General features: G+C 70.7%; 32 protein-coding genes and 1 pseudogene. 9 read left to right on the top strand and 24 right to left on the bottom strand.

The genetic code is table 11. From position 1 onward, the window contains the following. Positions 1–20 precede the first annotated feature (20 nt). The 4 genes from ACFY1H_RS24365 to ACFY1H_RS24350 all read right to left on the bottom strand — a co-directional run bounded on the left by ACFY1H_RS24365 (position 21) and on the right by ACFY1H_RS24350 (position 3,787). Positions 21–1,469 (bottom strand): PP2C family protein-serine/threonine phosphatase, encoded by a 1,449-nt coding sequence (locus ACFY1H_RS24365; protein ID WP_386949826.1) that lies wholly within the window; start codon positions 1,467–1,469, stop codon positions 21–23. After that, the gene (locus ACFY1H_RS24360) at positions 1,466–2,188 is read right to left on the bottom strand and encodes a GAF domain-containing protein (RefSeq protein ID WP_386949824.1); all 723 of its coding nucleotides are present in this window, start codon (positions 2,186–2,188) and stop codon (positions 1,466–1,468) included. Before ACFY1H_RS24360 ends, ACFY1H_RS24365 begins: the two co-directional genes overlap by 4 nt. Positions 2,189–2,361: 173 nt before the next feature. Next, positions 2,362–3,027: an HAD family hydrolase gene (locus ACFY1H_RS24355; protein ID WP_366581299.1), complete on the bottom strand. Its 666-nt coding sequence runs from the start codon at positions 3,025–3,027 to the stop codon at positions 2,362–2,364. A 154-nt stretch (positions 3,028–3,181) separates the two neighbouring features. Beyond that, entirely contained in the window at positions 3,182–3,787 is a 606-nt protein-coding gene (locus tag ACFY1H_RS24350; protein WP_386949821.1) for an HSP18 transcriptional regulator, read from the bottom strand. A 103-nt stretch (positions 3,788–3,890) separates the two neighbouring features. Between ACFY1H_RS24350 and ACFY1H_RS24345 the strand changes: the two genes are divergently transcribed. From ACFY1H_RS24345 to ACFY1H_RS24330, 4 genes are all read left to right on the top strand, one after another. Then, the gene (locus tag ACFY1H_RS24345; protein WP_386949818.1) at positions 3,891–4,340 is read left to right on the top strand and encodes an Hsp20/alpha crystallin family protein; all 450 of its coding nucleotides are present in this window, start codon (positions 3,891–3,893) and stop codon (positions 4,338–4,340) included. A 78-nt stretch (positions 4,341–4,418) separates the two neighbouring features. Continuing rightward, complete coding sequence (locus tag ACFY1H_RS24340) at positions 4,419–4,844, top strand: DUF6292 family protein (RefSeq protein WP_366581305.1); 426 nt, start codon at positions 4,419–4,421, stop codon at positions 4,842–4,844. After that, positions 4,844–5,290 carry a hypothetical protein gene (locus ACFY1H_RS24335; protein ID WP_386949815.1) on the top strand — a complete coding sequence of 149 codons (447 nt, stop codon included), beginning with the start codon at positions 4,844–4,846 and terminating at the stop codon, positions 5,288–5,290. Before ACFY1H_RS24340 ends, ACFY1H_RS24335 begins: the two co-directional genes overlap by 1 nt. A gap of 135 nt (positions 5,291–5,425) precedes the next feature. After that, positions 5,426–5,707 (top strand): ANTAR domain-containing protein, encoded by a 282-nt coding sequence (locus ACFY1H_RS24330; protein WP_386949812.1) that lies wholly within the window; start codon positions 5,426–5,428, stop codon positions 5,705–5,707. Between the two features lie 40 nt (positions 5,708–5,747). On the opposite strand, the gene ACFY1H_RS24325 is transcribed toward ACFY1H_RS24330, so the two are convergent. Then, positions 5,748–6,065, bottom strand: a complete 318-nt coding sequence (locus tag ACFY1H_RS24325; protein WP_386949809.1) for a cytochrome P450 — start codon at positions 6,063–6,065, stop codon at positions 5,748–5,750. 94 nt (positions 6,066–6,159) lie between these two features. Here ACFY1H_RS24325 and ACFY1H_RS24320 point away from each other — a divergent pair, with 94 nt between their 5' ends. Then, entirely contained in the window at positions 6,160–6,549 is a 390-nt protein-coding gene (locus ACFY1H_RS24320; RefSeq protein WP_386949806.1) for a hypothetical protein, read from the top strand. Between the two features lie 154 nt (positions 6,550–6,703). Here the strand turns inward: ACFY1H_RS24320 and ACFY1H_RS24315 are convergent, their stop codons facing one another. From ACFY1H_RS24315 to ACFY1H_RS24295, 5 genes are all read right to left on the bottom strand, one after another. After that, on the bottom strand, positions 6,704–7,390 hold the full coding sequence (locus tag ACFY1H_RS24315) for a glycosyltransferase (RefSeq protein ID WP_386949803.1): 687 nt from the start codon (positions 7,388–7,390) through the stop codon (positions 6,704–6,706). Continuing rightward, positions 7,387–8,664, bottom strand: a complete 1,278-nt coding sequence (locus tag ACFY1H_RS24310; protein ID WP_386949800.1) for a bifunctional PIG-L family deacetylase/class I SAM-dependent methyltransferase — start codon at positions 8,662–8,664, stop codon at positions 7,387–7,389. Before ACFY1H_RS24310 ends, ACFY1H_RS24315 begins: the two co-directional genes overlap by 4 nt. Further along, a complete protein-coding gene (locus ACFY1H_RS24305; RefSeq protein WP_386949797.1) occupies positions 8,661–9,629 on the bottom strand; it encodes an acyl-CoA dehydrogenase in 969 nt (322 codons plus the stop codon). The genes ACFY1H_RS24310 and ACFY1H_RS24305 overlap by 4 nt, the downstream gene beginning before the upstream one ends. Before the next feature lie 33 nt (positions 9,630–9,662). Then, complete coding sequence (locus ACFY1H_RS24300) at positions 9,663–10,517, bottom strand: SDR family oxidoreductase (protein ID WP_366581321.1); 855 nt, start codon at positions 10,515–10,517, stop codon at positions 9,663–9,665. Positions 10,518–10,644: 127 nt separating this feature from the next. Continuing rightward, entirely contained in the window at positions 10,645–11,445 is an 801-nt protein-coding gene (locus tag ACFY1H_RS24295) for an FAD-dependent oxidoreductase (RefSeq protein WP_386949794.1), read from the bottom strand. Between the two features lie 222 nt (positions 11,446–11,667). Here ACFY1H_RS24295 and ACFY1H_RS24290 point away from each other — a divergent pair, with 222 nt between their 5' ends. Beyond that, positions 11,668–12,312: a phosphate uptake regulator PhoU gene (locus ACFY1H_RS24290; RefSeq protein ID WP_386949791.1), complete on the top strand. Its 645-nt coding sequence runs from the start codon at positions 11,668–11,670 to the stop codon at positions 12,310–12,312. Between the two features lie 15 nt (positions 12,313–12,327). Here ACFY1H_RS24290 and ACFY1H_RS24285 read toward each other — a convergent pair whose 3' ends face one another. From ACFY1H_RS24285 to ACFY1H_RS24225, 13 genes are all read right to left on the bottom strand, one after another. Beyond that, entirely contained in the window at positions 12,328–12,831 is a 504-nt protein-coding gene (locus ACFY1H_RS24285; protein WP_366581327.1) for a DUF2231 domain-containing protein, read from the bottom strand. A gap of 229 nt (positions 12,832–13,060) precedes the next feature. Next, on the bottom strand, positions 13,061–13,261 hold the full coding sequence (locus ACFY1H_RS24280; protein WP_386949789.1) for a hypothetical protein: 201 nt from the start codon (positions 13,259–13,261) through the stop codon (positions 13,061–13,063). Between the two features lie 75 nt (positions 13,262–13,336). Then, on the bottom strand, positions 13,337–14,182 hold the full coding sequence (locus ACFY1H_RS24275; RefSeq protein ID WP_386949786.1) for a hypothetical protein: 846 nt from the start codon (positions 14,180–14,182) through the stop codon (positions 13,337–13,339). 220 nt (positions 14,183–14,402) lie between these two features. Continuing rightward, positions 14,403–14,690: a gas vesicle protein K gene (locus ACFY1H_RS24270; RefSeq protein ID WP_366581332.1), complete on the bottom strand. Its 288-nt coding sequence runs from the start codon at positions 14,688–14,690 to the stop codon at positions 14,403–14,405. Then, complete coding sequence (locus ACFY1H_RS24265; protein WP_366581333.1) at positions 14,683–14,868, bottom strand: gas vesicle protein; 186 nt, start codon at positions 14,866–14,868, stop codon at positions 14,683–14,685. Before ACFY1H_RS24265 ends, ACFY1H_RS24270 begins: the two co-directional genes overlap by 8 nt. Further along, positions 14,865–15,635: a GvpL/GvpF family gas vesicle protein gene (locus ACFY1H_RS24260; protein ID WP_386949783.1), complete on the bottom strand. Its 771-nt coding sequence runs from the start codon at positions 15,633–15,635 to the stop codon at positions 14,865–14,867. The genes ACFY1H_RS24265 and ACFY1H_RS24260 overlap by 4 nt, the downstream gene beginning before the upstream one ends. After that, entirely contained in the window at positions 15,622–15,978 is a 357-nt protein-coding gene (locus ACFY1H_RS24255) for a gas vesicle protein (RefSeq protein ID WP_386949780.1), read from the bottom strand. Before ACFY1H_RS24255 ends, ACFY1H_RS24260 begins: the two co-directional genes overlap by 14 nt. A 3-nt stretch (positions 15,979–15,981) precedes the next feature. Beyond that, entirely contained in the window at positions 15,982–16,311 is a 330-nt protein-coding gene (gene gvpO / locus ACFY1H_RS24250) for a gas vesicle protein GvpO (protein ID WP_386949777.1), read from the bottom strand. 6 nt (positions 16,312–16,317) lie between these two features. Then, positions 16,318–16,584, bottom strand: coding sequence for a gas vesicle protein GvpG (locus tag ACFY1H_RS24245; protein WP_366581338.1), 267 nt, complete (start codon positions 16,582–16,584; stop codon positions 16,318–16,320). Between the two features lie 4 nt (positions 16,585–16,588). Next, complete coding sequence (locus ACFY1H_RS24240) at positions 16,589–17,368, bottom strand: GvpL/GvpF family gas vesicle protein (RefSeq protein ID WP_386949774.1); 780 nt, start codon at positions 17,366–17,368, stop codon at positions 16,589–16,591. 5 nt (positions 17,369–17,373) lie between these two features. After that, positions 17,374–17,766 carry a gas vesicle protein GvpJ gene (gene gvpJ / locus ACFY1H_RS24235; protein ID WP_364067153.1) on the bottom strand — a complete coding sequence of 131 codons (393 nt, stop codon included), beginning with the start codon at positions 17,764–17,766 and terminating at the stop codon, positions 17,374–17,376. Next, the gene (locus ACFY1H_RS24230; protein ID WP_386949771.1) at positions 17,763–18,872 is read right to left on the bottom strand and encodes an SRPBCC family protein; all 1,110 of its coding nucleotides are present in this window, start codon (positions 18,870–18,872) and stop codon (positions 17,763–17,765) included. Before ACFY1H_RS24230 ends, gvpJ begins: the two co-directional genes overlap by 4 nt. Beyond that, entirely contained in the window at positions 18,869–19,519 is a 651-nt protein-coding gene (locus ACFY1H_RS24225; RefSeq protein WP_366581346.1) for a hypothetical protein, read from the bottom strand. The genes ACFY1H_RS24230 and ACFY1H_RS24225 overlap by 4 nt, the downstream gene beginning before the upstream one ends. 436 nt (positions 19,520–19,955) lie before the next feature. Here ACFY1H_RS24225 and ACFY1H_RS24220 point away from each other — a divergent pair. Further along, positions 19,956–20,138: pseudogene (locus tag ACFY1H_RS24220) on the top strand (DUF6766 family protein); the annotation flags it as partial. After that, a complete protein-coding gene (locus ACFY1H_RS24215; protein WP_386950517.1) occupies positions 20,123–20,350 on the top strand; it encodes a DUF6766 family protein in 228 nt (75 codons plus the stop codon). The pseudogene ACFY1H_RS24220 and the gene ACFY1H_RS24215, both read left to right, overlap by 16 nt. A 352-nt stretch (positions 20,351–20,702) precedes the next feature. Here ACFY1H_RS24215 and ACFY1H_RS24210 read toward each other — a convergent pair whose 3' ends face one another. Then, the gene (locus tag ACFY1H_RS24210) at positions 20,703–22,202 is read right to left on the bottom strand and encodes an FAD-dependent oxidoreductase (RefSeq protein ID WP_386949768.1); all 1,500 of its coding nucleotides are present in this window, start codon (positions 22,200–22,202) and stop codon (positions 20,703–20,705) included. A 431-nt stretch (positions 22,203–22,633) separates the two neighbouring features. On the opposite strand from ACFY1H_RS24210, the gene ACFY1H_RS24205 reads away from it, so the two are divergent. Then, the gene (locus tag ACFY1H_RS24205) at positions 22,634–23,821 is read left to right on the top strand and encodes a serine hydrolase domain-containing protein (protein WP_386949765.1); all 1,188 of its coding nucleotides are present in this window, start codon (positions 22,634–22,636) and stop codon (positions 23,819–23,821) included. Positions 23,822–23,871: the final 50 nt, after the last annotated feature.

Raw genomic sequence — 23,871 nt, 5'->3', positions numbered from 1 at the left:
CCCTTCACCCGGAAAGAGCGTCACCTTCCCGGATCGAGGTCGCGAGGGTTGGTCCACCGCGCGAGCAGGACGGTGGCGTCGTCCTGCAAGGTGCCGTCGTGGTGGGCGAGTACGGCCTGGATCAGGCGCCGCACGGTCTCCGGTGGTGGGTAACCGGTCGACGCCTCGCGGCGCAGGAAGTCGGCCAGCCGTGCCTCGCCGAAGAACTCGCCTTCGCGGTTGCGGGCCTCGGTGATGCCGTCGGTGTAGAGGACCAGCCAGTCGTCGGGCTGCAGCCGTTCCTCACCGACCACCAGTTCGCCCGAGCCGAGGCCCAGCGCGGCCCGTCTGCCGCCGGTCAGCTGTTTCACGACTTTGCCGCCGCGCATCAGCAGCGGCTCCGGGTGGCCGGCATTGACGTATCGCATCCGCCCGGTCGCGAGGTCGATCTCGGCGAGCACGGCCGTGGCGAAGGAGGCGTTGCCGAACGCCGCGCCGATCGTCTCGTCGATCTGCCGGGCCTGTTCGAAGAGCCCGTAGCCGGCGCGGCGGGCGCTGCGGTGGGTGGCCAGTGCGGTGGCGGCGATGTGGCCGCTGCGCAGGTCGTGCCCGACGGCGTCGACGATGAACAGCACGGCGGTGGTGTCCGAGAGCGAGTAGTCGAAGGCGTCCCCGGCGACGGCGTGCCGCGGTTCGAGCACGCCGGTGACGACGAAGCCGTCGACACCCGCGGTCAGCGGCGGCAGCAGGGACCAGATCAGTTCGCCGGGGATCGTCCGGTCCCTGCGGCGGCGGACCGCGTCGAGGCCGTCGCCGTACTGCGTCATCAACACGACGAGGTGCCCGACGAGCAGGGCTACCCACTGGCACTGCGCACGCAGCCCGGGGTCCTCGAGCGTGTCCTCGTCGGGCACGTCGGCTCGCAGGACGCCGATCCGCTCGGCCCCGTCGACGAGCGGCACCCACAGGCACGGCCGGCCACCCGAATCCGCGGGCAGCATCTCCAGACTGCGGAAGGCGCGCCCGGCCAGGGTGCTGTCGATCGGCAGCGGTGGCCCGGAATCCGCGACGGCGGACACCGGGTGCAGATACTGCTGGGCGTAATCGGCGAGGTAGGCGCTGAACCCGATCCCGATCAGCTCGCCCGCCGCTTCGACGAGGCCGGGAAGGCGATCGGGCGGTGCCAGTTCCGCGCCTTCGAGCAGGTGCACGAGAGCGGCCAGCGTGTCGTCGTGCGGCCGGCGGGGGCGGAGGGTGCGGCTGTAGGGGGCGCGGCGGGTCCAGGCGATCTCGTCGAGACACTCGTTGACCGCGTGGGCCAGCACGTCGCGTTGGTTTGGCGGCAGTCCGGCGACACCGTCGAGGTAGGCCTCGACCTCCATCAGGTCCTGGCTGCCGCCGAGGGCGAAGTACCGCGTCCAGAGCTGTTCCGCGGTCAGGTCGGCATGCCGGCAGGCGAGGACGATCTCGCGACGCTGGTCCCCGTTCATCGGCGTGGGCGGGCGACCGCGCGCAGCATCGCCTCGGCGTTGTCCCGCAACGGTTTGCCGGCCCGCGCGGCCTCGTCCGCCAGCACGAGGAACGCCGTCTCCTCGGGGACGTGGTCGCGGGCCATCACGATTCCCTTGGCCATGCTGACGATGTCCCGGGTACGCAGCGCAGACCGCAGCTCGGTGCTGAGCCGTTCGGCGGCTTCGGCCGACCTCGCGTTCGCCACCAGCACCGCGGCCTGGGACGCGAACATCGTGAGCAGCGTCCGGTCGCGCTCGCCGAACGCGTGCGGCCGGTCGGCGTACACCTTCACGGCGCCGACACTGCGGCAGCCGGCGACCATCGGCGCGCTCAGCGCGGAGCGCAGGCCGAGGCGCGCGGCCGACGCCGCCCACTCCGGCCAGCGGTCGTCGTCGTGCATGTCGCCGACGTCGATCACCGAACGCTCCTGCCACGCCGTCAGACACGGGCCGGCTCCCAGCTCGTACTGCAGCCGGTCCGCCCGTTCGATCTCTTCGCCGGTGGCCGCCCAGGTCACCGGCGCGCCCTGGTCGCCGGCGGCCGTCACCCCCGCCCCGAGCGCCGAGGGGAACACCTCCCGGGCGGCCGCGATGATCAGTTTCAGCAGCGACCGCACCGTTTCGGCGGTGAGCAGCAGGCCGGACAGTCGGGCGAACACGGCGGCGAGCTCGTCGGCCAGGGGCAGCTCGGGTTCCATCGGGTCCTTCTTCCCCGCAATGCGGCGTTGCAGGGGCGGCTACCCGGCGGGGGCCGGGTCCAATCGGGGCGCTGCGGCGAGAATCCGAACCCGGGTCATCGCCGGAGGTGGCTCGCGGATCGTCGCTTGGCCACCCTCGCGGCCTCCCGGGAGCCGAGACCTGACGGCCGGGGTCAGGCGAGGGGGGTGTCGTCCAGAGCGTCCAGGAGATCGCCTGGGGTGTCATAGATCGCGACGGCCCCGGCTTCCCGCAGCTCGTCCTCGCCGAAGCCGCCGGAGCGCACGACGATCGCCGGCATGCCCGCGCTCTTCGCCGCCTCGACGTCCCACACCGAGTCGCCCACCATGACGCTGCGCGCGTCGGGCGGTGCGCCCAGCTTTTTCAGCGCCACCTGCAGCAGGTCCGGTGCTGGTTTGGAGGCCTCGACGTCGGCGCTGGTGGTCCAGCCTTCGGCGATGTCGCGGGCGTGCAGCTTGTCCAGGTAGACGTCCACGTGACGCTGCTGACCGGAACTGGCCAGCACCAGCCGGTGCCCGCGTTTCCTGATCGCCACGAGCAGGTCGTGGGCCCCGGGCAGCGGCGCCATCTCCTCGAGCAGGGCGTCGACCTCCTTGCCCTGCCGCTCCCGGAGCCGGTCGCCCACCCGGCGCTCGAGGTCCTCGCCTCCGAGCGCCGTGGGCAGCTTGTCCCCGCCCATGCCGATCAGCCGGTGCAGCCGCCACACCGGGTAGGTCTCGCCCACCGAGCGCAGCGCGCGGTACCAGGCCAGCGCGTGCTGGTAGTTGGAGTCGACGAGCGTCCCGTCGACGTCGAGGACGGCGATGGTGGAGTCGGTCACGGTCGGCGGCTACCCGACATCCCGGCTTTTCAACCCCGCTGCCCCGGCTTGTCGTTCCTTCGGTTGCGGCCACCGTTCGCCAGACCCGAGCATGCGCCGCGGTCGCCGCGCGCCGGCGCCTGCTCCACGAGCTCGCGGCGACCGTGCGGGGCGGTCAGCTGTTCGTCCGGCGCCGGCGATCGGAGATCGCCTCGTCGCGCACACGGCCGCTCTCCGCGTCGACGTCGCCGACCCGGCCGGCGAGATCGGCGTGGCCGGCCACGAGGTGGCGCCGCGTCGCGGCGAGTGGTTCGAGCAGCGCCGACGCGTCGTCCGCGGCCAGGGCTCGCGCGACACCCGCTGCGGCCCGCCGGCCCGCGGCGGACATGCCTTCCGCCGCGGTGACGTGTGCGGCGAGCTGGCGCAGGACCGCGGCGTTGCGCCGCGCCCATTCCGACACCGCGCGGTCGCCGGCCCGGCGGTCGCGCTGGGCGTCGATGCGGCCCTCGCCGGTCTCCTCTCCGGTGGCGGAGGGCTGCAGCCGCAGGTAGCGCCGTTCGGCGGCCTGCCGGCTCGTGACGCCGAGCGACGGTGCGAGGGCCGCCCAGCTCACGCCGGCCACGCGCGCCGCGGTGATGAGCTCCGGCTCCCACTCGGCGAGGCTCGCCCGCAGCGCGTGCAGGGCACTCAGCGCCGCGAGCAGCTGCTCTCCGTCGGCGGCGCCGGCCCGAGCGTCGGTCACGGCTTGACCTACGAGGGCCATGACATCGGCTTCGTCCATCCTGTCAACCTTCCGATGACTTTCGGCTTGTCAACGTTCCGATGACATGTTAGAACAGTTCTGCGCGTTGACAAGCCCGATACGACTCCAGGAGGTGGAACAGATGTTGATGCGCACCGATCCGTTCCGCGAGTTCGACCGGCTCACGCAGCAGCTGCTGGGCAGCGCGTCGCCCGGAACGTGGTCGCGGCCCGCCGCGATGCCGATGGACGCCTACCGTGCCGGCGACGAGTTCGTCGCCTGCTTCGACCTCCCCGGCGTCGATCCCGACGCGGTCGAGCTCGAAGTCGAACGCAACGTCCTGACCGTGAAGGCCGAGCGCCGCCCGCTGCCCACCGGCGACGATGCGCGGCTGCAGGTCTCCGAGCGGCCGTACGGCGTGTTCTCCCGGCAACTGCTGCTGGGCGATGGGCTCGACACCACCCGGATCTCCGCCGCGTACGAAGCCGGCGTGCTGACCGTGCGGATCCCGGTCGCCGAAACCGCGCAGCCGCGCCGGATCGCGGTCTCCACCGGAACCTCCGGTGCGGACCGCAAGGAGATCACTTCCTGACGACGTCGTGCCGTTTCCGAGGGCCGGGCCGGCTCGCCCCGGCCCGGCCCTCCCGCACGAGAGAGGAGATCGGCTCCCGTGACCGCATCGATCGACATCCCGACCGACCACCACGCCGCCGCCGCTTTGACCGCGTACCTGCGAGCCGTGACAGCCGAACTGGGCATCGGCCTCGAGTCGTGCACGCTCGACCACGCTTCGCCGCTGTCGGCCTACGTCGCGCTGGACCAGCGGCACCCGGCGTACCCGGACCGCGACTTCGCGCTGTTGTGGGACGAGGAGCGTGGCTGGGCCGCAGCCGTCGAGACCCACTCCGGTGAAGACCTCATCGTCGTCCGCTACTTGGGCGGCACCGTCGCACCGACGCCGGAGCAGGTGGCTCGCTTCACCGAAGCCGTGCTGGCCGACGACCACACGATCGGAACACCCGATCCGCCCCGCCTCCGGACCGCGGGCCGCGCCGAGGAACTTGTCGCTCTGCTCGGCGAGAGGGTGCGGCCGTGATGACGCTGCCGCTGCCCGAGAGCTTCGCGCTCACACTGCGCGGCTACGACCGCGAGCAAGTCGACGACCGGCTCGCCGAGCTCCACGAGGAACTGCGCCTGCTCACCCTCGACCGCGATGCCGCGCATTCCCAGGCTGAACTCCTCGCCGACCGGCTCACCCAAGCCCGCGCCGAGATCACCGCGCTGCGTGACCAGCTCGACCGCTTCTGCCGCGCCCCGGCGGACCCGGCCGCGGTCGGTGCGAAGGTGAGCCGTTTGCTCGCGCTGGCCCGGTCGGAAGCCGACGACCTCGTTCTGACGGCGCAGCACCGCGCGGCCGCCCTGCGCGCGGAAGCCGAGGGCACCATCCGCCGCACCCAAGCTCAGCTGCGTGCGATCGACGCAGTTCTCGCCGAAGCGGAATCAGCTCTGGAAGAAGGAGCCATGCCGCAGGTGGCTGCGTGATCGAACCAGCGGACGTCCGATGTGGACAGTTCTGGGGAAAACGGGCGAGTGGAACAGCTTGTCGTCACAGCATTGAATCGGGACGGGTGTGAGGACTCTCGAGTGAACCCTCAAGCAGATCGTGTCGAGCAGTCCATGAAGGTGAAGCAGCTGGAGGACGCGCTCGCGACGCGGCCGGTGATCGAGCAGGCCAAGGGCATGCTCATGGTGCTGCGGAGCTGGTCGGCGGACGACGCGTTCACGGCGTTGCGCGAGGTTTCGCAGCACACGAACGTGAAACTGCACGACGTCGCCGCGGTGGTGGTCGCGGCCGGCACCCGGCGTACGGCGGCGATGCCGCAGGAGACGACCGCCGCCGTGCTCGCCGAGCTCAAGTCCGCCGGAATCTGGAGCGCGGAACGCACCGACCATCGTTGAACCGACACGAAGCGACCCCCGGCGTCGTCTTCTCCTGGCATCAACGTGCGGTGACCTCGAAGCGGAGCCCGAAGTTGTCGAGCGTCAGGGGCAGGTCGCCCGGCGTGAGGGTGGCGCCGTGCTGCTGGACCAGGTTGGCGAGCACCGCGGACGTCGTGAAGAACACCAGGTCGCGGCCCGGGCAGGCGGCGGGACCACCGCTGAACGGGACGAGCGCCGGGCTGGCCGCGGCGCGGCCGTCGAGCCAGAGGGCCGGCTCGAAGGTGTTCGCGCAGGGCACCTGGTCGGGGCCGCGCTGGAAGTACGGCGTGCGGCTTTCGCGCAGCAACGCCGGGTGATCGGCCAGAGGCTTACCCACTCGAAGGTGCACACCGACGTGCGCTCGAAGTTCGCCGGACGGAAAGCCGGGGTGGTGCGCGTGCGGCCCAGGCGAGGTGGTCGTCGTAGGGGCGGTGCTGATCTTCGGGAACAAAGGCGCGTTGGTAGATGCCCTGCGATCGTCCAACAGACAGAATGGCGGGCAGCTCACCGACGCCCAGATCGATCAGGCGGTCAACGTCGGAATGGTCGTCGCCGTGGTGATCGCGTTGCTCTGTCTCCTTTTTGCTTTCAAGCTGCGGGCCGGGCGCAACCGGGCGCGGATCGTGCTCACCGTCATCACCGCACTGCAGCTGATTTCGTTGCTCGTGGGTCAGTGCACCGTCCTGGGGTACATCGGTGTCCTGGCCCGCGGTCGTCGGCGTTGCGGTCTCCTTCACCACTCCGTCCAACAAGTTCATCAACGGCGCGAAAACCCTTCGATGAACATCGGGGTGCCGGCGGGCACCCTGGACTGGTCCTGACAACGCTTCCCTGGCGCGATGCGGAAACGGCTTCTCGCTTCTTGCCCCGGTCTCCGCGACGCGTCGAGCAGCCCAAGCATCGTGGGCTCCCGTCCTGCCGCCCGGTTTCCACCCAGGCCGCGGCGTGGACCGGCCAGGTCAAGCCTGGGGCGGCTCAGCCCCCTGCGCCGAGTTCCCTCAGCAGCGAAGCGAGCCCGCCCGGTGCGCGGCCCTGCCGGCGGGCGCTCGTGAACACCTGGGCCGCCGGTTCGTGGCAGCGGCGGAACCCGGCCTGGCCGAGGCGCTGCCAGAGCGCGTGATCCTCCCCGGTCGCGATCGGGCCGAATCCGTCGATGGCGCGGTAGGCGTCGGCGCGGACGGCCAGGTTGGCGCCGTAGACGTTGGGGCTGTCCCGGGCCACGATGCCGCGGTAGCGTGCGGCGGCGTCGCTGCTGCCCGGGAACGGCTCGGACAGCAGCGCCGGGCCGGCCGACGCGTGCCACCCGCGGCGTGCCCGAGCCAGGTGGCGGGCTGCCCACGCTCCCGCGACTTCGGTGTCGGCGTCGGTGTTGAGCAGCAGCACCTCGGAGGCCGGATACCCGGGGAGCGCTCGCAGCGCCGTGCGGCAGCCGAGGTCGCGCACCGCGCCGATGGTGGTGAGCCGGGTGTTCGTCGTGACGCGCGCTCCGTGGCGGTGGGCGAGCGCGGCGGTGGCGTCGGTGCAGCGGTCGGCGACGACGACCACGGTGCGGGTGATCCCGGCCGGCAGCTGGGCCAGGGCACGGCGGATGGCGTCGAGACAGCGGGGCAGGGTCGCGGCTTCGTCCCGGGCGGGGACGACCACTGCGGCGGCGTCGATCACCGGCGCCTCAGCACGTGCAGCAGGAACTCCTCGTCGACGTGCTCCACCACGGTCTCGAGCCCGGGGTGCCCGGCCAGCCGCCGGTGGGCCTCCTGGCCGTCGCGCGGCGCCTCCGGTGCCCAGTGGCGCCAGTGCACGGCCGCGATCTCGCCGCCGGGCGCGAGCGAGGCCACGGTCCGGTCGATGGTGGCGGTGAGGTCGGCGTCGTCCAGGTAGTAGAGCAGCTCGCCGAACACGACGAGGTCCACCGGGCCCGCGGGCAGCACGTCCGGCACGGCGCCCTCGTGGACGTCCGTTGTGGACAGTCCGGCCGTGGCTTCCCGGGTGCGTCGCACAGCTTGCGGCACCGGGTCGGAGGCCAGGAGCCGGTCGCACCGGGCCGCGAGTTCGCGTGTCAGCGCCCCGGTGCCGCAGGCCGGTTCGACGACGGTGCCGTAGTGCTCGCGGGGCAGCGCGGCGAGCAGCAGCCCGCGTTTGCGGCGTTCGTACCAGCTGGTGGCGACCTGCCACGGGTCGGCCGCGAGGTCGTAGAGCTCGGCGAACCGGCCGACGGGAGCCGAGCTGGTCGGTGGCACGCGCAGGAGTGTCTCGTGTGGCCGGTCGAAATGGGCCAGCACCTCGGGCGGCAGGATGGGGTCTTCGCCGCGGGGGCCGGGTTTGAGCTGTGAGGTGAACTCGCGCACGGCGGCGGCCTTGGCCGCCCGCTCGGCGCCGCTGAGCGAGTACGCGCGGGCGAGGTGCCACGGGACGTCCGGCGAGTCCGGCCGGCCCCAGTGCCACAGCCAGATCGGGTAGGCCCAGCAGTGCGCGGTCACGGGCGCGGCGGCCACCGTGGCCCGCCCCGCCGCCCGGTGATCCGGGTGCGGGTCGTCCGGCCACGGCATCAGGCACAGGTCGCGGTCGGCGGCGTGCTCGCGCAATGCGTCCGTGAGCTCAGTGGTGTGCCCGGCCAGGCCCGAGTCGGGCAGGCCGAGCCAGATCGGTTCCACTTCGGACAGTCCTTGGGCCGCGAGCGCCCGCGCCAGCTCCTCGCGGCGGGCCCGTCCCAGCCGGCGGCGTTCGTCGGTGCCGGCGGCGGGGAACGCGGCTTCGCCGTCGGTGGCGACGACGAGCGTCACCGCCGCGCCGGCGGCGTGCAGGTGCTGCACCAGCCCACCGGCGCCGAGCGTTTCGTCGTCGGGGTGCGCGGCGACCACGAGCACGCGCCGGAACGGCTCGTCCGGCCACGGCTCGAACTCCCGCGTCCACTCGTTCTCCGGGACGAACGGTTTCACTGCGTCACCTCCAGCACGCGGCGGCCCAACGCGGCGAGGTCCCGCTCGCCGTGGTGCTGGCGGACGAAGACCTGCAGGTCGGCCAGGCGCTGGGCGAACCCGCGGTCGCGGCACATCGGCGCGGGGCCGGTGATGCGGGGCGCGCGGTCGAGCACCTCACGGGCGGCCTGCTCCACGCTCGCGCGGCAGGTGTCGTTGAGCAGCCCGGGATCCGGCGCGTCCTCGAGCACGCCGGCGGTCGCCGTGAGCAGGGCGTCGGCCGCGGCGATCGCGGTGTGCAGCGCACCGAAATGCGCGAGCTGGTGGTCGTCGGCCTTCTCCCGCAGCACTTCGCGGACCCCGTCGAAGACACCGGCGGCACCGCCCAGCCACACGGCCGCGACGCCCGTGCCACCGAAGACGAACCCGGGCCGCTCGACATACCAGCCCGGGGGACCGATGACCGAGTCGGACGCGACGGGAACGGAGTCGAAGACGACGTCGCCGCTGTCGGAGGCGTCCATCCCCAGTGCCTGCCACGCTTCGGGGTGGCGTACCACGCCCGCAGCGGTGAGGTCGACCTCCACGAGCCGGCTCGCGGCGGCCACGAGTGCGCGGTCGAGCGTGGTCAGCCCGGAGCAGAACCGGACCGTCCCGGAGAGCCGGCCGCCGTCGAGGACCGCGCCGGTCCCCCCGGACTTCGCGGCCCAGACCCCGTACAGCGCACCGGTTTCCGGCTTGCGGCCCGCCTCGGCGAGGATCGCCACGGCGTCGGTGTGCCCTTCGGCCAGCCGCGCCAACGCGAGGTCTCGCCGCCCCCACGCGGCAAGCGCCCTCCAGCGCCGCGCGAGCCCGCCGTGGCCGGGCATGGGCAGCTCCATGGCGCCGTTTGCCAGCAGCGCACGCAGTTCGGCCGCCACCCATTCGACGGTCCGCCGCACCGGAAGCGGTTCCGCGGGCGGCTCGGCACTCAGCAACGAGGTCATCACGAGGTTCCTGTCTGCCGATCGGTCGGGGGTTCAGCCGGGGGTGGTCTCGCCACCCAGGGCGGCGAGGACTTCGCCGCTGTAGTACGAGGAAAGGCGGTCGGCGGCGAGGAAGACGTAGGACGGTGCCAGCTCGTCGGGGTGCGCGGCGCGGCCGAAGGGCACCTGCGAGCCGAACGTTTCGACCTTTTCCGGCGGGAACGTCGAAGGGATCAGCGGTGTCCACACCGGACCTGGCGCCACGCAGTTCACGCGGATCCCGCGCTCGGCCAGCGCCTGGGCCATCGAGTACGTCCACGCGTGGATCGCGCCCTTGGTGGCCGAGTAGTCGATGAGGGACTTGTTGCCGCGCAGGCCGTTCACCGAGCCGGTGTTGATGATCGACGAGCCCGCGCCCAGGTGGGGCAGCGCGGCGGCGGTCACGCGGAAGTAGCTGTGCATGTTGACGTCGAACGTACGCAGCCACTGTTCGTCGGTGAGGTTCTCCGGCGCGTCGACGGGCCACTGCACCGCCGCGTTGTTCACGAGCAGATCGAGACCACCGAGCTGCTCGACGGCGCGGGCCACCACGTCACGACAGTGCCGCGCGGCGGCCAGATCGCCGGGCAGCAGCACGCATTTGCGTCCTTCGGCTTCGACGCGGCTCGCGGTGTACTTCGCGTCGTCGTCCTCTTCGAGGTAGGCGATGGCGACGTCCGCGCCTTCCTTGGCGAACGCGATCGCCACGGCCCGTCCGATGCCCGAGTCGCCCCCGGTGACCAACGCGCGCCGGCCCGCGAGCAGCCCGTGGCCCTCGTAGCCGTCCATCGTGTCCCGCGGGCGCGGCTCCATCTCCTCGGTGACCCCGGGCGGCTCCTGCTCCTGGGGCGGACGTTGTCGGTCGGGCATGCGCTTCTCCTGTGCAGTCAGGGTCCTTGCGCCCACCGGTTACCCCCGCGCGGGCGGTTCCAAAGCTGCCTGCGGCGCCGGCGTTCGGTTCCGGCGGCGGGCTACCGCGAAAAGGTCCGGTCCGGGCCTACCGCGAAGGAACCGGACGGTGCTCGCGGATCAGTTCGGCGCCCCGCTCGTAGTCGTCGTCGGCGTTGTGTGTGAGGACGCCGACGGCCACGCCCGCGGCGGACCGGCCGGCGACCTCACCCATGGCGAGGCCTTCGCTCCGGTGCTCTACGGCGAGCGCGCGCCCAGCCGACGGGTTGTGGGCCCAGGCGACATCACCGGCCGCGTACACGTCGGGGCGGCTGGTGCGCAGGTGTTCCCGGTGGCCTTCGGTGATCGACCTGAGCCGGGTTTCGCGCAGCACGCCGACGCCTTCGGTCTTGAGCCAGTGCAGGATCAGCTCACCGGCATCCCGGCCCAGGCGCTTTTGCTGCGGCACCGAATCGGGACACAGGACTGTGACCTGCACGCCCGACCGGGCCAGTGAAACCGCGGCCTCACAACCGATGAATCCGGCGCCCACCACCACCGTGCTGCGCGCCGGCCCGGCCGCTGCTCGCAGCTCGCGGGAGCTGGTCAGTGAACGCAGGCAGCGAACGTCCGGATGATCGGCGCCCGGCACGGGCGGGCGAACCGGTTCCGCACCCGTGGCGAGCACACACCGCGTGAAGGGGTGCGTGAGCGTTGTCCACTCGCGCGTACCTCGAAGAAGAGGACGAGTGGAGCCGGGTCGCCAAACGATCGACGTCAGGGCGCGTGCGCCGAAAGACCGCTGGAGTTGAGTAGCGCGGCCGCCTGATCGACTGCGCGGTCGGTGCCCGGAATTCCGCTCGTGCTGTGGCTGGTGGGCGTCGCGGCGGAGGCAATGGTCCGGGCACACCTTACGGTGGCAGCCGGCTGGCTGTTCAACCGGCTGCCACCTGCGTCATGGGTTCCCGCAAACCACGGGGTTACACCGGGCGGTCCCGGCGGCGATGCCGCACACCGCCGGCCCGCCGGCTGTGAAATAGAAGTTTCCCCGGCCTCCGTCCGGGTACTCGGGAATCCGAAGAAGACTCCCGAGACGCGGTCGTTGGAGCCGTGCGAGAGGGTAGTGGTCGGTATGCGACAGGCATTCCATCAGGAGCTGGCTCGGCTCGGTACCGAGATGACCGAAATGTGCGTCGTCTGCGCGCAGGCGATGCGCCAGGCCACGACGGCGTTGCTCACCGCGAACGTGGGGCTGGCCGAGCAGGTGCTCGGCAGCGACATCGAGCTGGATCTCCAGCGCGCCGAGTGCGAAGAACACGCTGAGGCGCTGCTGGCGTTGCAGGCCCCGGTCGCCCATGAGCTGCGACTCGTGCTGGCCGCGGTGTACTGCGCCGACAGGCTCGAGCGCATGGGGGATCTGGCCGCGCACATCGCCGGCACTGCGCGCCTTCAGCATCCGGGCCGGTTCGAGTCCGTGGAGTTGGCGGAGGGGTTTCGCCGCCTCGGCGACCTCACCGCGAGCATGGCCGACCGGCTCGCGGATCTGATCGCCGCGCCCTTCGCCGGGATGTTCGCCGAATTGGACAACGCCGATCAAGCGGTGGACGATCTGCACGCTCGGATACTCGAGCTGGTCACGAGTCAGGACTGGAAAGGCAGCGCCGCCGCGGCGGCCAACGCCGCTCTGTTGGCCCGGTTCTACGAACGCTTCGGCGACCAGTGCGTGTCGGTGGCCAGGCGCCTCGAATTCACCGTGACCGGTGCCTTGCCCGTCTGACTGCGGCCGCGGAGGTCACCGGCCGTCCAGCCCGACGGGAGGCGGCTCCCAGCGGAAGACGCCGGCGCCCTGGGCGTAGGAGAGGTGGCCACCGAGCGCACCCCCGACGCCGAGGACGAGCAGGCCGAGTGCGCCGAGCAGTTTGCCCCCGGCCGCGCCACGGCGACGCCGGCGGTACGAGGCGGCGAAGATCACGGTCGCGACGAGGTTGACCACGAGGTGGCAGAACCCGACCCGGCGCTGCCGTTCGCTGAGTTCGTGGTAGTCGGCAGCACCGAGAACGGCTGCCGCCGGAGCTGCCATCAGCCCGATTCCGACCAGCCGGCGGGAAGCCGTTTCGTTGCCTGGCACCAGGTCGAGCAGAGACGAGCAGGCCCACGCGCCGATCGGCAGAGTGACCGCGATCGGGTGCAGTGGATGGCCGAGGCTGCGGCCTCGCAGCTCTTCGCCGGCCTGGCCGCTGAAGAGCTTGTTCACCGGCCTCGCCACCGCGGCCGCGGGCTCGTCCAGTGCCTGCACGTCTTCCAAAGTGGACAACAGCCGGTGCGGCGGGGCCTCCGCTGCAGTCCGGATTCTGTACCTGATGGCTGAGGGTGTGTTTTCGGTCATGACAAGGGCCTACCCCGACGGTCGGGCTCCAATCCTCACCACAGACGCGAATTCTTGGCGTTCCCGCGTGGATTCCGGAAAACGGGCTGTGCGGAAGCGGTGGCAGGACGTCGGCTCGCCTTTCGGACACGGCCGCCCATCACGGCCTCCCGTCCAGCGCATGGTGGATGACGTACCAGACGTCCGGCCCGGCTGCCTGGGGGCGGTGTGGTTCGCTGTCCGGTCCACAGACACAGCTGTCGGAGAATTCGTGCCACACAATGTCTTCGATGGGGACCAGGTGCACGACGGCGTCGTCGGTCCAGACGTTCGCCCAGGGGGCTTGCGGCTCGGTCGTCATCAGTCCGGCTCCTCGTGCTCCGTACTGCCGCCGGCGCGATGAGGCGTCGGCGGCAGCCCGGATCCCGCCCGGGTGTCAGGCTCGATGCGCGCCGTCGGCAGTGGCCCTGGGCTGGGTCTGCGCGGGCGGCGGCTGCGCGGCCGGTGCGCTCTGCTCCTGGCCGCCCGGTTTCTGCTCGGCCCGGTGCTTGGCGTCGGCGGCGTCCTGCGCGGCGCGCTGCTTGCCGATCGCCACGTCGGACCTGATGGTGTCGTTCTGTTCCCTGGCCTTCTCGTATCCGGAGTTGACCAGCTTCGCGGCGGCGTCGCGGCCGCCGATGCCGAAAGCCAGTGCCGCGGCGAGCGCTGCGGCGCCGACCAGGGCGACGTAGGTGATCGTGACGATCACCGGCGAGATGCCCAGCTGGGTGAGGATCATGAACACGGCGATGCCCATGATCATGGCCGGAACGAGGGTGCGGACGATCTTGCCGGTCGGCGTGTCGCCCATGGTGCGGTGCACCAGGCCGCCGACCGCGCCGGCGACCGCGGCCGCGACGATGAAGATCAGCAACGCGGCGATCACGTTGGGCAGGTAGCTCAGCACCTGGTTCATGAACCCGGTCAACGCCGGAATGCCCAGCGTCCCGATGGCCGAGGAGATCACGAACAGCATGATCACCCAGAACACGACCGTGCCGACGAGCTTGGCGGGGCTGCCCCGTGGGGAGAGTTTCTCGACGTAGTTCGCGCCGCCGCCGGTCTTCAGCCGGTCGTCGACCTTCGCCTTCTGCAGGCCTTTGGTGATGGCCTTGTCCAGCAGTTTGGCGATCACGAAACCGATCAGCAGCACCAGGAGCGCGCCGATCACCTGCGGCAGGTACCCCACAAATGTCGTGAACGCACTCTGCAGACTTTGCAGGATGTTGAACCCTGTGTTCATTGATCTTGTCCTCTCATGGACGAAATGCATTGCAACTCACGCGAGTTGTTCTTGCCTCAACGCATGAGCGCGTTATCCGGTATTGAAAACCCCGATCAGGTTGTATTTCCCCTGCGTACCCCGTTGAAGGCAGGTCAAACGCGCCGTTGTCACTCCACGGCGTATTTCGTTTCCCGGTCATTTTTTGACGAAAGGGGTTCCGGACAGCAAGCAGTGCGGGCTATTCGTCGGAAAGCAGAGACCCCAGCGGTCCGAGGTCGAGGTTCAGTTCCCGCCGGTCCAGCCCGAAGTGATCACACAATTCGTCCATGCGCAGATCGAGGTACATCAACGTCTGCCCGATTTCTTCGACCTTGTCCTCGCCCAGATCCCCGTGGTCGACCCGGCGCAGTGCCTGGCGCTCCATGAGCTGGCGCAGCAGTTCCACCACCGTCAGCACCAGGCTGACGAGGCTGCGTTCCGCGGTCTCGGGGTCGGCGTTGATCCGGTTCTTCTGCTCGTCATTCATGATGGGGCTGCAATGCGGTGATCGACGTGATCAGGGTGCGCAGGGAAATGCGCACGAGATCGACGTCGGCGATCGACAGGGTGATTTCGCCGCTCACCACGACCCCGCCCGCGAGCACGCGGTCGAGCAGGTCGATCAGCGCGACATTGCGGTTCCCGGCACGCGCCGGCACAGTCATGGTTCCTCCGGTGAAGAGAACGAATACGGGGGCCACGGCCCGGTCAAGGTCACGGTCAGCACGGCGCTGTCCCGGTCCCACGCGGCCACCGCCTCGGCGAACTGCTCGGCTCGATCGGCGTCGACGAGGTACGCGCCATTGAGCACCATCGGCCCGTCCTGATGGGTCAGCGCCCGGCTCTGCGGCGGGTGGGTGCAGGCGTCAGCCGCCAGGTCGGACAGCGTGGCGTGGATGTGACTCGCCTGGTCTGCCGCCTGCTGCTGACGGTCTTCACGGGACGCGAGTTCCCTGCGCCGCCGCGCGAGGTACGCGACTCCTGCACCTTCGCCGGCCGTCGCGGCCGTGGTGGGCTCCGGATCGTTCCGCAGGAATGCCTTCACCCCCCACTCGACCCGGCGTGAGACGTGTTCGAGCGTCCGTTCGAAGTCGGCCGAGCGTTCTTCGACGGCGGTGCGGACCGAGGCATCGTCGTGGTAGACGGTCGCCAGCCGGACGGGCGCCACGGGCCCCCGCTCGACCAGTGCCGCGATCACTGTGTCGTGCGCTCGCGCCACCGTGGCCAGCCAATCGAGGTCCTCCAGGTTGCGCCGCAAGGCCTCCTCGCCGAAGGAGCCCAACGGCACGTCGCCCACCACGGCGACCAGCCTGCCCGCGGTGACGACCCGCGGGCGTTCGGCCGCGACGCCCGTGACGCCGCCGAGCGCGGACGCGCCGGCTTCAGGCGTCACGGCGTAGAGCCACACGCCGGTCTCCTCACTCGCGTTCATCGTCCTCTCCGCCCGCCTCGATGGACTCCGGCGCCGCTTCCAGTTCGGCGACGCGCGCCCGCAGCAGCCGGTTCTCCTCTTGCAGCTTCCCGTTGTCACCGGTCAGCCACGGATCGCTCTCCCACCAGTTGATGCCGACCTCGCGGGCCGTCTCCAGCGAGGCGATCACCAGCCGCAGCTTGATCGTCAGCAGTTCGATGTCGAGCAAGTTGACCTGGATGTCCCCGGCGATGACCAGCCCTTTGTCCAGGACCCGCTCGAGGATGTCGCCGAGGTTCGAGGACTGGCCGCCTGGCGCCCCGAGACCGCCTTGGGACCGGCTGACCGGTTGTCCCGATACCATCTCTCAGCTCCCCTCGTTACCGGTGCCGGACTTCCCGCGCGCGTACCGCTTCGTGCGGCGGAACGCGAGCAGGTCGCCTTCGTCGTCCAGCTCGATCTCGTACAGCGCCAGGATGTCGGCCGACGAGGGGATGCGGTGCTCCTCGATCACCTCGACCTCCACGACCCAGCCGTCTTCGAGTGGCTCGATCGACGTGACGCCCACGGGTTCGTTCGTGATCAGCTCGTTCAGCTGACGCACCGCCGCGGCGGCCGCGGTCGAGGCGATCATGCCGTCCCGCTCCGATCGACGGCGGGCCGACGGGGCCCGGCCTTCACCTTTGGCGGTGGCCATCGGCCGTCACCCTTCCCTTTCGTCCCTTCGGCGCACGGGCCGGCTCGGCGGGGAGGCCGTGAGCCGGCTCAAGGCCCGTTGCTGCACCTCGGCTTCTTCGTCGGCCGAGATCTCGCCGGCCGCCCGCGCCGCCTCCGCCGCCTCGAGCTCACGCCGGACCGACGCCGGGTCGTGCAGTTCTTCGTCGACCCGTCGCCGGATCAGCTCGCCCAAGGCGAGGACCCCGCGCACCGGTGCCAGCGGCAGGCCGAAGATTCCCGACAACAGACCCATGGCGTCACTCCGGCGTCCGCGTGACGACGAAGTCGTACGCTGCGAGCGGACCGAGCAGACGGACCTCGACACGGCCGTCCCATTCCTTCGCGAGCTCGCCGATCGCGGCTTCGAGGTCTTTCTCCCGGTCGGTCTCGGCCAGCACGGCCAGGTTCACGGCCTCCTCCTCGTGAGTCGGCTGCCGCGGCGCGAACTCCTCGACCAGCTCGGCCAAGGCGTCGGCCACCAGTTGCGTATCGACCGCCCGCTTCGCCTCGATCGCCTGGGTGATGTGCTCGCCCAGCGCCATGCGCTCGTTGCGGGTGGCCTCCTCCGGCTTGCCCCGGATCGCATCCGCGAGCCGTGCCATACCGTCGTTCTCGGACAGGATCTCCCGCAGGATGGCCTGCTCGTCGTAGCGCGCCCGGACGACGTACTCCGCCATGCCCTCCAGCTGTTCCAGCGCGGCGGTGAAGTCGTCGCGGTTCGCGTCGAGCAGCTCGTCGACCACGGCCCGCTCGTCCGCGACCACCGCGCCGAAGCGCAGCGGCAGCACCGGGACCTCGGCGGCCGCCGAGTCGAGCAGGCTGGCGTGCGCCGAGAGATCCTGAGGCCGGCCCAGCGGTGCGTCCTGGGGGATTTCGCTGATCAGCGCCGCGATCGGACCGCTGTGCACTGTGGTCACCTCGGCGGGTGGATCTCCCACTCCGCGCGCGTCGTCGTCGATCTCGACGTCAGCGGGCAGGATGCCGTAGACGTAGATCGCGGTCTCGGTCTCCGTCCCGATGTCTGTTTCGGCGGCCACCGGCCTCACCGTCCTTTCCGGCCGCGGCTCACGGGTTCCTCTTCGTCGTCGCCGAGGATGTCGCGCAGCTTGTCGCCGGCCGCGTCGAGCGCACCGCGGGTCTTGGCCTTGGCGCCGCCGGAGGTCACGTCCTCCAAAAGGTCGGGCAGGCCCTTCTGCTCGGTGCCCGAGATGTCGAGCCGGTTCACCGCTTCCGCGAACCGCAGGTAGGTGTCGACGCTGGCCACCACGATCCGGGCATCCACGGTCAGCAGCTCGATGCCCACCAGGGACACCCGCACGTACGCGTCGATCACGAGACCCTTGTCCAGGATCGTGTCGATCACGTCGGCGAGGCCGCTCGAACTCGGCCGGTCGAGGCCACCGCCCCCACCGGACGGCTGTACGGCTGTCGTCATCGCTTGCTCCCTCGACCTCTACCGGCGCCCGCACGGGCGCGGCCTCGGCGCGGCCGTTCTTCTTCGGGCTCCTCGTCGGTGTTTTCCTCGGTCTCGTCGGTGTCTGTCTCGTCGGTGTCTTCGGGTTCTTCTTCCGGCTCCTCCTCGTCCTCGTCCTCGTCCTCGTCGGAACCGGTGTCGGCGGATTCTTCGTCCTGGTCGGGCGAGCTCTCGTCGCGGTCGGTGTCCTCGTCCTCCTGCTCGACGACCTCCCCGTCGTGGATCTCGCCGTGCCACCCCTCGATGTCGTCGGGGTTCAGCAGGTCCTCCATCATCACGTGCCGGCGGAAGTGCTTGAGTTCCAGCCGCGCCCGGCGGCCCTGGGCGCGCCAGATGTTGCCGGTGCGCTCGAACAGCCCCTGCGGGTGGTAGGCGAGAACCAGCACGACCTTGGTGAGGTCGGGCGTGAGCTCGTGGAACGTCACGGCGCCGTCGACATGGCCCTTCGCTCCCTTGGAGCGCCAGACGATCCGCTCGAAGGGCACCTGCTCCAGGATGTTGGCCTCCCAGGTGCGGTGCGACCAGAAGACCTGCGCTTTCCACTCGGTCTTCTCGTCGCTGACCTGTTCGACGTTGTTGACCTTCTTCATGAACGCAGGGAAGTCGGTGAACCGGGTCCACTGGTCGTAGACGAGGTCGATCGGCGCACCGATGTCGATCTCCTCGACGATGTTGGTGAGCTTGATCTTGTTTCCTTTCCCGCCGCCGCCGCCCCCGCCGCTGAACGCGCCCTTCACCTTCTCCGCGATGCCGGACAGGCCACCTTTGAGCGCGCCCTTGATCGCCTGGCCCTTGATGCTGCCGCCCTTGCCGCCGGTTACCGCTTCCATCAGGCCACCGCCCCCGCCTCCGGCGAAGTCGGTCAGCCGCCCGGCCGTCGAGGACATCTTTTTCGTCAGCGCGCCGGTTGCCCGGCTCATCGCCGCCTGGCCCAGCCCGCGGATGGCGTCGGTCAGCTCATTCGAGTCCCCGCCGGTGGCCTTCGTGGCGGTGTCGGTGGCTTTGCCGGCTGTGTCCGTCGCTTTGTCTGCGGTCTTTTTCAAAGTCTTGGTGACCACTGCGTTCACTTCCTCGTCCGTCGGACGGGCGAGCGTTTGGTGGCGGTGCGTGCACTGCCGGACCCTTCGCCGTCACCGGACGCCGCGGCCCGCCGGCCGGGCGACCGCCGCTGCCGCGGCCGTTCGCCATCGGTGTCGCTGTCGTCAGCGCTCGTGCGGCGGCTCGCCGCACGGCGGCGCCGGGGCTTCTCGGGCTCCGGCTCTTCCTCGGGCTCCGGCTCTTCCTCCGGTTCCTCCTCGGATTCGGCTTCGTCCTCGTCGGCGACTTCGTCCTCGTCTTCGGTCTCTTCCTGGGCTTCGTCCTCACCGTTCGGCTCTTCGTCGTGCTCGTCGTCGGCTTTGGACTTCTTGCCGCGGGTGAGCGCACCACCGTCCTGGAGGCGCTCGCTCAGCGACTCGATCCGCCCGCTGGCCGCCGTCACCGCCGCCGACTTCGCCGCGCTGAGCAGCTCGTCGCGCGCCAGCGACGTCAGCTGGCCGATCTCCGGGGACGTCCCCAGCTGCTTGAGGCCATCTTGGAGGAGCTTCGTCGGTGACACCCCGGCCTTGCCGCTCGCCCCGGCGGCCGCGATCATCAACGCGAGGCGCCCCTTCTTCGTCCGCCCCAGTAGATAACCGGCTGCGACGCCCAGCGCCATCCGTGTTCCTGCCTTCATTGCCGCTCCTCCTGACTCTTGCGGTTGCGAGGTCCCCACGCACAACCCGCACGCTGCCCCCGAAATCGACGCGAACAGGAATGTGACTTCGTCATCCAAATCAGCTACCCGCATCCTTCCGTGCGAAAACACGGGATCATGGAAAACGTCTTTCTTACTTGCGAGGCCACGATAAAAAAGGCTCACGGAAGCGGTTTCGAAGATCATTTCCCGTGATCGTCCTGGGCGAATCGCTTGAACAATTCAATGATTCACGGCCCCGGGAAAATATGTGAACCGATGCGGCCCGGCCCGATGTCCCGGCTTTTCAACGCACCTTACGGCTCGACTGCCGACGGCCGACGGCTACGGAAACGGTTGCGGCGCCGTGCAGCGCCGATGCTCCCCAGGTGTTGCCCGTCGTTCGCTGCGGGCCGTGTAGGGACTGCGGACCTTCGTGCAGGCCTGGTCCGGCCTGGCGGATTTCAACGATCACCAGCCGGCCCACGGCGCCCGGACGGTCGGGCTGGGGGAGTACCTCACGTCGTGGTCGTTCCCGGTGGACGTCGCCGAGAACTGACAGTCGGAGTATCTGCAGTTCTTCCTCTACGTGTTCGCGACGGTGTGGCTGGTGCAACGCGGTTCGCCGGAGTCGGAGCCGCTGAGCAGGGTCGGCCTGGAGAGCGATCGCGACCCGGTGCTGGGCCCCCACGTGCGACCCTGCAGAACTGGCAGTCGGAGTTCCTCGCCATTGGCTGCGTGGCCATCTTCAGCGTCTACCTCCGCCGGCGCGGCTCGCCCGAGTCGAAACCGGTCGGAACCGACCACCACGTCACGGACGAGTCAGGCTGATGGGGCGGCGAAGTCTTGCCGCCGGGGTCGGCGACCTGCCGCGTGATCGTCCCGAGGTGGGCACCCACGAAGCGTCCGGCGACAGCTATGAGTGCGCGCGACCGCAAAGTCCTCGCGCCGTCGACGACGAACCTTGACGATGCGGGCGTAGTGCTGCGGCCGGGTGCCGGAACGGGCCCGGCGTCGTTGCCAGGGGAGGCCGCCGGGCCCGCGGCGTCGATCTGGTCCGGCGCCGGTGAGGACGCTGCGTCGCAGCCGCGTCTTGCCCGGGAAAGACCCTCGGCGGCCACCGGAACCATGCCTCGGGGTGGGTGTCCATCGCGTCCGTGTCCCCGAGGTGACCCGCGGCGGCTCAGCGCTGATGACGGCGCAACGGCCGGACGGCGGGGCCCTGGACGACGGCGCCGTCGGGGTCGAAGCGGGAGCCGTGGCACGGGCAGTCCCAGGTGTGTTCCGCGTCGTTGAAGGTCACCAGGCAGCCGAGGTGCGTGCAGTGCGCCTCGACGGTGTGCAGGTCGCCGTTTTCGGCGCGGTAGGCGGCGACGAGCTCGGCGCCCACCCGGACCACGGCGCCCTGGCCAGGCCGCACCTGGTTCAGGGAGCGGCCCTGCTGCAGCACGGACACGTGGTCGCCGACGAGGTGGCGGCCGACCTCGAAGGCGTCTTCGGCGAGGCTGAGCACCGAGCGCGCGTCGAAGCGATTGGGGTCGAACAGGGCGGCGGCGGGGTGGTCCTCGCCGAGGATGCGGGCGGCGACGACCTGACCCGCGGCCGTGCCGCCGGTCATGCCCCATTGTCCGAAGCCCGCGGCGACCCACAGCGGGACCGAAGCGGGCAGATAGCGGCCGGCGTACGGCAGTCCATCCAAAGTGGACAGATCGTGCGCGGACCAGCGGTGCGTCACGCGGCGCAGGCCCGCGTGTTCGCCGGCCCAGGCGGCGAGGCGTTCGTAGCGCGCCTCGATGTGCGATTCGGAGCCCACGCGGTAGTGCTCGCCGCCGGCGACGACGGTCGGGGTGCCCTCGGCGGTGTAGGCGCGCACCGAGTGGTGGGTGTCGGCGTCGAGGTACATCCCCTCCGGCGCCTTGTCGCCGGCCGCCGGGCCCGCGACGACCAGGTCGCGCACCGGGTCCAGCCGCGCGAAGTAGAGCCCTCGGTCGAACACGGGGTAGTGCGTGGCGACCACGACCTCGTCGGCCTCGACGTCGCCCTCGGACGTCCGCACGACCCGGCCGCGCAAGTCGAGGCCCAGCGCGCGCGTGTGCTCCAGGACGGTGCCGCCCGCGCGTTCGACCTCGGCGGCGAGCCCGAGCAGCCAACGGCGGGGGTGGAAATGCGCTTGCCCGGCGACGCGCACGGCACCGAGGGCGGGCACGTCCAGCTCGACGTCTTTCACGTACGCCGCCGGGAGCCCGGCTTTCGTGGCCGCGTCGGCTTCCTTCTTGAGCTTGTCGACGGTCCCCGCCTGCGTCGTGTAGACGTAGCTGGGCGCGCGGGTGAACGCGCAGTCGATCCCCGCTTCGGCCGCGATCCACTCCAGCGCCGCGGACTGCGCCCCGGCGTAGGTCTTCGCGGCGTCCGCGCCGTGGCGCGCCTCGAGCTCGGCGTACTTCAGCCCGTGCTGGGCGCTCACCTTCGCCGTCGTGTGCCCGGATACGCCGCTCGCCACCCGGTCGGCCTCCAGCACGACCACCGACTTCCCGGCCCGCGCCAGCAGCACCGCCGTGGTCAGGCCCGCGATCCCGGCCCCGAGCACGACCACCTCGGCCCACGCCGGCGGCGGCCCCGAGCCGCGTTCCGGCGCGGGCGCGGTGTCGATCCACAACGACAGCGGGGCGGGCAAGTCCGTCATCCCCGGGTGGTTCCCCCGTGGAGTGAGCCCAAACCCCGGCGTCGGGCCGGCGGCCAGGCTTTCACCACCGACGGGCTCGCCGCGCCGTGAGACGGCGGGCTCGTCGTGGTGCCCGGCTTCGGCGCACCGGCCATGATTTCACCGGGGATTGAGTGCGGAAAGCTTGGCTTGATAGGCTTTTCGGCTTCTAATGACGGCCATCGTCCGGTGCCGGCAGCACCGGCGCGGTAGTCGAGTCCGGGGCTGAGGCGGTGATACCCACGATGAGGGTATGCCGAGCGCATCCGGCCGGGGGCCGGCGTGACACAGGAATTCGCTGGAGGAAGCGGCGATCCTGGCGCGTAGCCGGGCTCGCGTCCGCTGTTGTGTTGATGATCGCGGGGTGCACTCCGTCCGCACCGACGCCGCCGCCCGGCACGTCAGCGGCACCGGTGACCACAACCGGTTCCGCATCGGCGCAGTCCGCGCTGAAGCCCATCGACCCGGCCGCGTTCCGGGCGACCGTGGCGGCCGCTGCCAAGGAGCTGCTGGTTCCCGGGGCGGTGGTGCGGCTGCGCACGCCGCAGGGCACCTACACGGCGGGAGTGGGTACCACGCAACTGGGCACCACCACGCCGCCCGATGCGGACACCCACTTCCGCGTCGCCTCCAACACCAAGACCATGACGTCGGCGCTGATCGTGCTCCTCGCGCAAGACGGCAAGCTCCGGTTCAGCGACCCGGTGTCGCGCTACGTCTCCGGTGTGCCCAACGGCGACAACATCACCCTGGCGCAGCTGCTGACGATGCGTAGCGGCCTGTACGACTACACGGAAGCACCCGAGCTGGCGGCGGCTCTGGACGCCGAACCGGCGAAGGTCTACACGCCTCAGGACGTGCTGGCCATCGCCTTCCGGCGCCCGCCGGAGTTCCCGCCCGGCTCGGCGTACCAGTACAACAACACCAACTACGCGCTACTGGGCCTGGTGGCCGAGAAGGTCGACGGAAGGCCCCTGGCCCAGCAGATGCAGCAGCGCCTGTTCGGCCCGTTCGGCCTCCGGCAGACTTCGCTGCCCGCGGCCACCGACACCTCCATCCCGGACCGCTACTCCCACGGTTACATGTACGGCGGGACCGCTTACGCGCTCGTCGACCTGACGTACCCGCCCGACCTGCAGGCCGCCGCCCGGGCCGGAACACTGCAGCCCAACGACTACACCCGGCAGAACCCCTCGTACGCCACCGCTGCGGGAGGAGTCATCTCCACCTCGGACGACTTGGCGACGTGGATCCGGGCGCTGGTCTCGGGCAAGGTCTTCAACGCCGACTTCCAGCGGCAATGGCAAGGCAGCCTGCAAGCCGAGGACCCGAACGCGCCCGACGGGCAGAAGTACGGGTACGGCATCTCCTACCAGCGTTTCGCGCCGAACGCCGCGATGTGGTACCACGGCGGTGAATGTCCCGGGTTCAACTCGTTCATGGGATACGACCCGGCCAACGACGTCACGCTCACCATCTGGGCCGACTTGACCTTGGCCCCGGACGGCCGGACCACGGCGGTCGCCTTGCTGCCCACCGTGCTCAACCAGATCTACACCGGACTGTCGCTGCCGCCGGCGCCGGTGCCGATCCCGACGTGAAGCAGGTGATGGGTCGGCGCCGGACGGTTGATTCAGCATTTCCAGCGCTG

Source organism: Amycolatopsis sp. NPDC001319 (assembly GCF_042896185.1).
Taxonomy (GTDB): Bacteria; Actinomycetota; Actinomycetes; order Mycobacteriales; family Pseudonocardiaceae; genus Amycolatopsis.
Note: the sequence above shows the minus strand (reverse complement) of the source record. Positions and strands in the feature narration are given on the sequence as shown.